The organism is Staphylococcus ureilyticus (assembly GCF_002902235.1).
In the GTDB taxonomy this organism is placed as follows: Bacteria; Bacillota; Bacilli; order Staphylococcales; family Staphylococcaceae; genus Staphylococcus; species Staphylococcus ureilyticus.
The window spans coordinates 86,456-93,207 of the sequence record NZ_PPRL01000012.1 but is presented as its reverse complement, the minus strand read 5'-3'; the positions used below and the strand labels follow the sequence as shown (position 1 = coordinate 93,207).

The following is a 6,752-nucleotide window of genomic DNA, read 5'->3' as shown; positions in this document are numbered from 1 at the left end:
TCAGATGTGTATAAGAGACAGATTTTATATTGCTACTCTTCCAATAAATTTTAGCTTATAAATAAAAAACACTAACATCTTAAAATAAAATGTTAGTGTTTTTTAAAAGATGACTGTTCATCTTTTATCGCGTTTTTGGACTGTTTAATCCAAACCGGTAAGCGTTCTTTAATTGTTTGAAACCCATATTTCTCGGTTTCTTTAATTTCATCTAATACTGATTGCTTTTCTTTTTTACGCTCATAATTTTTAAAATAGTCGTTATCTTTTAAAGAAAGATTTAACTTTCCTTCTTTATCAATTGAAATGACTTTTGCTTTTACAATTTGTCCTTCCGATAAAAACTTTTTTAAATTATGGACGTAATCATCCATAATTTCAGAAATATGGATTAATCCTTCAGTATTGTCAGGGGTTTCTACAAAAGCGCCATACGGTTGAATACCAGTCACACGAACTTTGATATGTTGACCTACTTTATAGTGATTATTCAACGTGATAACCCCTTAATTCGTTTTACTTAACATGTTCATAATAGCATAAATCATTCAATGGTACTAATATTACCTAGAAAAATTTCACGATTTATCAAAAATCAAGCTACACAACCACGGATTGAATTTCACTTATATCTCACTATACAAAGGCTTTTAAACCATTCCCAAGAACTGTTACTTGCATCAATGCTTTCAAAATAAAAATTCTTAAGTTTTTGCCTATAATGGTATTTAATTGAATATATTACACTATCACGCTCCCACAGAGATAACTAAAACTGTCAAAATAAAATAAGAGGCTGAAACAATGAATTTGTCTCAACCTCTTAAACATTTTTTATTTTTAATATAACAGGTATTTAAAAACAATTTAAAAATGGTTAAATCCTTGCTAGAGTTCACCATCTTTCAAACTTTATTTTACCTTATTTTTCAATAATATCTATTGAATCAATCGTGATATCATGTAAAGGTTTATCCTGTGGCCCTACCTTAGTAGCCGCAATATCTTCTAATGTAGATTCACCTTCTAATAATTGACCAAAAACAGTATGCTTTTGATCTAACCAAGGTGTACCACCCTTTTCACCATAAGCCTTCACAATCGGTTCTGGCCAACCACCATCTGCGAGTTGGCTAAGCATAGATTCTGGAACTTCCTTCATTTGAACAATAAAGAATTGTGAACCGTTCGTATTCGGTCCAGAATTTGCCATCGATAAAGCACCATATAAGTTGAATGCTTCTAGTGAAAACTCATCTTCAAACGGACCTCCATAAATACTTTCACCGCCCATACCAGTTGCTGTTGGGTCGCCTCCTTGTACCATGAAGTCATTGATTACTCGATGAAAAGAAATGCCATCATAATAGCCATTTTTTGCATGTGTAACAAAGTTTTCTACAGTTTTAGGCGCAATATCAGGCAATAATTTGAAAGTCATATCACCCTTATTTGTATGCATAACCATTTTTATTTCATTTTCGTTTACTTCTGAATTTAACTGAGGATAGTTCGACATTTTTATTCTCCATTTCATGTTAAGATGATATATGTATACTAACATAAAATGAGGAGTGTATTGAATTATGTTATATCGTTTTGCACATAAAACTGGAAGTTATGGTGTATCTATTATAGAAGAAGATGGCAATCAAGTACTTGTTCAAATTGAACAGGTCATTAAACATCCAAAACAAGGAGACTTACATCACCCAAACGAAACGAACAATGTCTTTTTTCACGAACGCAAAGCTTTAAGTCAATTTGAAAAGCGCTATACTTCAAAATCCAAACTTAGACCTTTTAATGTAGAAGAACTGGATTATATACAATCTTTACAATTTGCCATTACGAATTTAGAAAACAAATTAAAAGAAGAAAATACCGAATTTGCACAATACTCACTTGCTAATTTAGCACAATTAAAAAAAGATTATTCAATTCAATACAAACAAAATTTTGAATAAAAATACCGTGTTTCTTCTTATTTAAAACAAACTTAAAATTAAAGCTCCACAAGGGTTAGCGTGGTTTTTCAGAATAGTCTTATTCATGTATAATGACCTTATACTATTTTTAAAAGGAGGATAAAATAATGAGTTTGATACATATAGCGGTGTTATTACCGTTAATATTTGCACTCATTATTCCAATTGTATATCGCATACATAAGCGGATACATTTAGGATGGTTTGTGTTACCTATCCCCGTCGTCTTATTTATATATTTTATATCAATCATTTCGACAACAATGTCAGGTGAAAACGTAGTACATAAAGCAAATTGGATGCCTCATTTTGGCATGAATTTCGATTTATACGTTGATGGCTTAGGCTTATTATTCAGTTTATTAATAACTGGTATCGGAAGCTTGGTTGTATTATATTCCATTAGTTATTTAAGTCGACAAGAGCAATTGGGTCATTTTTATTGTTACCTTTTGCTTTTTATGGGTGCCATGTTAGGGGTCGTATTATCAGATAATATCATTATCTTATATCTGTTTTGGGAGCTAACTTCATTTTCAAGTTTTCTACTCATTTCATTTTGGAGAACAAAACAAGCATCTATTTATGGTGCACAAAAATCAATGCTCATAACTGTTTTGGGCGGTCTTTCTCTGCTAGGTGGCCTTATTTTACTATCACTTGCAGGTAATTCTACCAGTATTCAAACGCTCATCAATCATGCGTCTGAAATTCAGACAAGCCCTTACTTTATATTGTCTATGATTTTTGTAATCATTGGAGCAATGACTAAATCAGCTCAGTTTCCATTTTACGTTTGGTTACCGGATGCTATGGAAGCACCGACACCCGTTAGTGCTTACTTGCATTCTGCAACGATGGTTAAAGCTGGTCTATACTTAGTTGCTCGTATGACACCAATATTCGCACTTTCTCAAGGTTGGATTTGGACGATTACTGCAGTCGGCTTAATCACGCTGTTCTGGGCATCTTTGAATGCCACAAAACAACAAGATTTAAAAGGCATTTTAGCTTTTTCAACTGTCTCACAATTAGGCATGATTATGTCAATGTTAGGTATCGGGGCAGTAAGTTATCATTTCGAAGGTGCAGATAGTCAAATTTATGTTGCTGCGTTTACAGCGGCTGTGTTTCACCTTATAAATCACGCTACATTTAAAGGTGCATTATTTATGGTAACTGGTGCTGTTGATCACAGTACAGGAACACGTGATGTCAATAAATTGGGTGGCTTAGTAACAATCATGCCAATTTCTTTTACGATTACATTAATTACATCATTGAGTATGGCGGGTATTCCACCGTTTAATGGTTTCTTATCTAAAGAGAAATTTCTTGAAAGTATGATTGAAGTTACACATGCTAATATCTTCAGTTTAAATAGTATTGGCATACTCATACCTATCGTAGCCATTTTGGGTAGCGTATTCACTTTTGTTTATGCAGTTAGATTTATTGGTCAAATATTCTTAGGTAGTTATAAACCAGATAGTTTACCAAAATCAGCTCATGAAGTTTCAAAATTAATGCTAATCTCTCCAGGTATTTTAGCACTACTCGTCATTGTTTTTGGGTTCTTCCCTTCAATATTGACAGGTACGATTATTGAACCAGCTGTCAACGCAATCAGTAATAATACAAATGCAACAGCTGAGTTTCATATGTTCCATGGATTTACACCAGCCTTTTTCTCCACATTGGGTATTTATGTAGCTGGTATATTGTTAATATTTAGCTTTGGTTATTGGATTAGTTTATTAAAAGCACAACCTACAAAACTAACAATCAATTATTGGTATGATAAAGTTGGAACGGTATTCCCAGGCTATTCTAGTCAATTTACCAACACTTATGTTACTGGATTTACACGTAATAACTTATTAATTATTTTTGCGTCTTTAATCGTAATTACACTTGTGACGTTATTAGTAACACCATTCAGTGTTAACTTTAAAGATGTTAGTGAAATCAGACCATTCGAATTGATCATCGTAGTCATTATTATTACGGCAGCTTCAATGATTATTTTTGCTCGCTCACGTCTATTCAGTATTATCATGGCAAGTGCAGTAGGTTATGCAGTAGCAATCTTCTTTATTTTCTTTGGTGCGCCAGACTTAGCGCTGACGCAATTTGTTGTAGAATCTATTTCTACTGCATTGTTCTTATTATGTTTCTATCACTTACCAAATCTAAATCGACATAACGAGTCCACTTCATATAAGTGGCTGAATATTTTGATTGCCATCGGTGCTGGTACTGTTGTAACAGTATTAGGTTTAATCACATACGGAAATAGACACTTTGGCTCAATTGGAGAATTTTATAAAGCGCATGTATATGATTTAGCTCATGGTACAAACATGGTCAACGTTATCCTAGTTGATTTCCGTGGTACGGATACTTTATTCGAATCTTCAGTATTAGGTATTGCTGGATTAGGTGTTTACACAATGATTAAACTTCGTTATAAAAATAAACCAAATGATGAAGGAGGAACTCACATTGAAAAGACAGAAAAATAATTTAATATTCCAATACTCTGCCATTGTGATTTTCTTCTTAATCGTTATGTTTGGTTTACACCTATTTCTAACAGGACATTATACACCTGGTGGCGGTTTCGTCGGTGGCTTACTATTATCAAGTTCACTTGTGATTGTAGCTGTTGCTTATGATATTAAAACGATGCGTAAAATATACCCATGGGACTTCAAAAAACTCATTGGTATCGGGTTGTTCTTTTGTTTAGCTACACCGATGGCGAGTTGGCTATACAATAAAAACTTCTTTACGCATACACCTTTTGAAATTCCATTAGGTATTTTAAAACCTATAGAAATGCACACTGCCACATTTTTTGATTTAGGTGTTTTATGTGCGGTGGTTGGCACAATAATGACTATAATATTAGCGATTGGAGAGAATGAGTAATGGAAATAGTGATGATTTTTGTTTGTGGTATTCTCACTGCAATGAGCGTCTATCTCATTCTTTCTAAAAGTTTGATACGCATCATTATTGGGACTACATTACAAACACATACAGCTAATTTATTTTTAATAACGATGGGTGGTCTTAAAAAAGGTGAAGTCCCTATTTATGAAAAAGGGTTCACTTCATATGTGGATCCAATTCCACAAGCACTCATATTAACAGCAATTGTAATTTCATTTTCAGTAACAGCCTTTTTCTTAGTATTGGCTTTTAGAAGCTATAAAGAACTAGGTACAGACAACGTAGAAAGCATGAAAGGGGTGCTAGATAATGATAGAGAGTAATCTTATTATTTCATTACTTGTCATACCAATGTTAACAATTATTGCATTAATTTTTATTGGTAAACGCCCTAAAATTAAACGCTACGTTGCATTAACAGGTACTGCAGTTACATTAATTTTTGCTTTTATAAATCTAAAGAATGTTCTCAGAGATGGACCTATAAAACTCGAGCTTGGTTCATGGGATGCACCGTATAGTATTGTTTTTGTTACAGATATTTTTAGTATCTTACTTGTGATTACAAGTTTAATTGTAACAATGTTGATTATCTTATATTCATATCAATCAGTAGGTATCGAACGTGAAACATATTATTATTATTTTGCCATAATGTTTATGCTCACAGGTGTTATAGGCTCATTTATAACTGGTGATATTTTCAACCTTTTCGTATTCTTTGAAGTATTTTTAATGGCATCTTATATTTTATTAGTTATTGGTGGCACACAAGTTCAATTGAGTGAAACGATAAAATATGTGCTTGTGAATGTGACATCTTCTGCTTTCTTTGTTATAGCCGTTGCAATGCTTTATTCTGTCGTCGGTACATTGAATTTAGCAGATATCAGTGAAAAATTAAGCCAACTATCAACACAAGACAAAGGAATTATCAGTATTATATTTATTATGTTCATCTTTGTTTTTGCTACAAAAGCTGGTGTGTTTCCAATGTATATCTGGCTACCAGGTGCTTATTATGCGCCACCTATAGCAATTATCGCTTTCTTTGGTGCATTGTTAACAAAAGTTGGGGTTTACGCAATAGCTAGAACAGCAAGCCTTTTCTTTGGCGATTCCTCTAATTTTTCGCTGTACACCATTCTATTCTTAGCCTTACTTACAATTATTTTTGGTTGTGTGGGTGCAGTAAGCTACTTTGATACTAAAAAAATTATCATTTATAATATTATGATTGCTGTTGGTGTCATTTTAGTAGGCGTAGCAATGATGAATCAGGCTGGCATGATGGGCGCAATTTATTATACTTTACACGATATGTTGATTAAAGCAGCACTATTTTTCTTAATTGGTGTGATGTATAAAATTACCAAAACACACGATTTACGCAAATATGGTGGCTTAATCAAACATTATCCTGTATTAGGTTGGTCTTTCTTTATCGCTGCTTTAAGTTTAGCCGGTATTCCGCCGTTAAGTGGTTTTTATGGTAAATACTATATCGTTCAAGCTACTTTCGAAAAAGGATTTTATCTAAGCGGTATAATCGTATTACTATCTAGTTTAGTCGTACTTTACTCTGTTATTCGTATTTTCTTAAAAGGATTCTTCGGTGAATCTGAAGGTTATGAAGTCAATCCTAAACTGCAGTACAAAGGTATCTTAACAGTAGCTATTATCGCAGTTGCCATATCAGTAATATTTGGCCTATCCGCTGACTTTTTACAGCCAATCATAAAAGATGCTGCTGAAACATTCTATAATCCTAGTGTATATATAGACAGCGTATTGGGGGGTAAATAG

General features: G+C 33.2%; 7 protein-coding genes. 5 read left to right on the top strand and 2 right to left on the bottom strand.

The window, feature by feature from the left end; genetic code table 11:
• Window positions 1-92: 92 nt before the first annotated feature.
• Together ygs and CD150_RS01930 are read right to left on the bottom strand one after the other, a co-directional pair.
• Entirely contained in the window at window positions 93-494 is a 402-nt protein-coding gene (gene ygs / locus CD150_RS01935; RefSeq protein WP_046208025.1) for a S1 domain-containing post-transcriptional regulator Ygs, read from the bottom strand.
• A gap of 428 nt (window positions 495-922) precedes the next feature.
• Window positions 923-1,519 (bottom strand): peptidylprolyl isomerase, encoded by a 597-nt coding sequence (locus CD150_RS01930; RefSeq protein WP_046208024.1) that lies wholly within the window; start codon window positions 1,517-1,519, stop codon window positions 923-925.
• 67 nt (window positions 1,520-1,586) lie between these two features.
• Here CD150_RS01930 and kapB point away from each other — a divergent pair, with 67 nt between their 5' ends.
• The 5 genes from kapB to CD150_RS01905 all read left to right on the top strand — a co-directional run bounded on the left by kapB (window position 1,587) and on the right by CD150_RS01905 (window position 6,752).
• Window positions 1,587-1,967: a sporulation phosphorelay system protein KapB gene (gene kapB / locus CD150_RS01925; RefSeq protein WP_046208023.1), complete on the top strand. Its 381-nt coding sequence runs from the start codon at window positions 1,587-1,589 to the stop codon at window positions 1,965-1,967.
• 128 nt (window positions 1,968-2,095) lie between these two features.
• On the top strand, window positions 2,096-4,513 hold the full coding sequence (locus CD150_RS01920; protein WP_073342678.1) for a Na+/H+ antiporter subunit A: 2,418 nt from the start codon (window positions 2,096-2,098) through the stop codon (window positions 4,511-4,513).
• Window positions 4,494-4,922 carry a Na(+)/H(+) antiporter subunit B gene (locus CD150_RS01915; RefSeq protein ID WP_080760407.1) on the top strand — a complete coding sequence of 143 codons (429 nt, stop codon included), beginning with the start codon at window positions 4,494-4,496 and terminating at the stop codon, window positions 4,920-4,922. The genes CD150_RS01920 and CD150_RS01915 overlap by 20 nt, the downstream gene beginning before the upstream one ends.
• Complete coding sequence (gene mnhC1 / locus CD150_RS01910) at window positions 4,922-5,269, top strand: Na+/H+ antiporter Mnh1 subunit C (RefSeq protein ID WP_040030166.1); 348 nt, start codon at window positions 4,922-4,924, stop codon at window positions 5,267-5,269. Before CD150_RS01915 ends, mnhC1 begins: the two co-directional genes overlap by 1 nt.
• The gene (locus CD150_RS01905; RefSeq protein WP_046208020.1) at window positions 5,256-6,752 is read left to right on the top strand and encodes a Na+/H+ antiporter subunit D; all 1,497 of its coding nucleotides are present in this window, start codon (window positions 5,256-5,258) and stop codon (window positions 6,750-6,752) included. The genes mnhC1 and CD150_RS01905 overlap by 14 nt, the downstream gene beginning before the upstream one ends.

What these genes read in the sequence shown, in the direction of transcription:
- kapB (WP_046208023.1), top strand. Translation starts at nt 1,587, where the DNA reads ATGTTATATCGTTTTGCACATAAAACTGGAAGTTATGGTGTATCTATT.
- CD150_RS01920 (WP_073342678.1), top strand. Translation starts at nt 2,096, where the DNA reads ATGAGTTTGATACATATAGCGGTGTTATTACCGTTAATATTTGCACTC.
- mnhC1 (WP_040030166.1), top strand. Translation starts at nt 4,922, where the DNA reads ATGGAAATAGTGATGATTTTTGTTTGTGGTATTCTCACTGCAATGAGC.
- CD150_RS01930 (WP_046208024.1), bottom strand. Translation starts at nt 1,519, where the DNA reads ATGTCGAACTATCCTCAGTTAAATTCAGAAGTAAACGAAAATGAAATA.
- CD150_RS01905 (WP_046208020.1), top strand. Translation starts at nt 5,256, where the DNA reads ATGATAGAGAGTAATCTTATTATTTCATTACTTGTCATACCAATGTTA.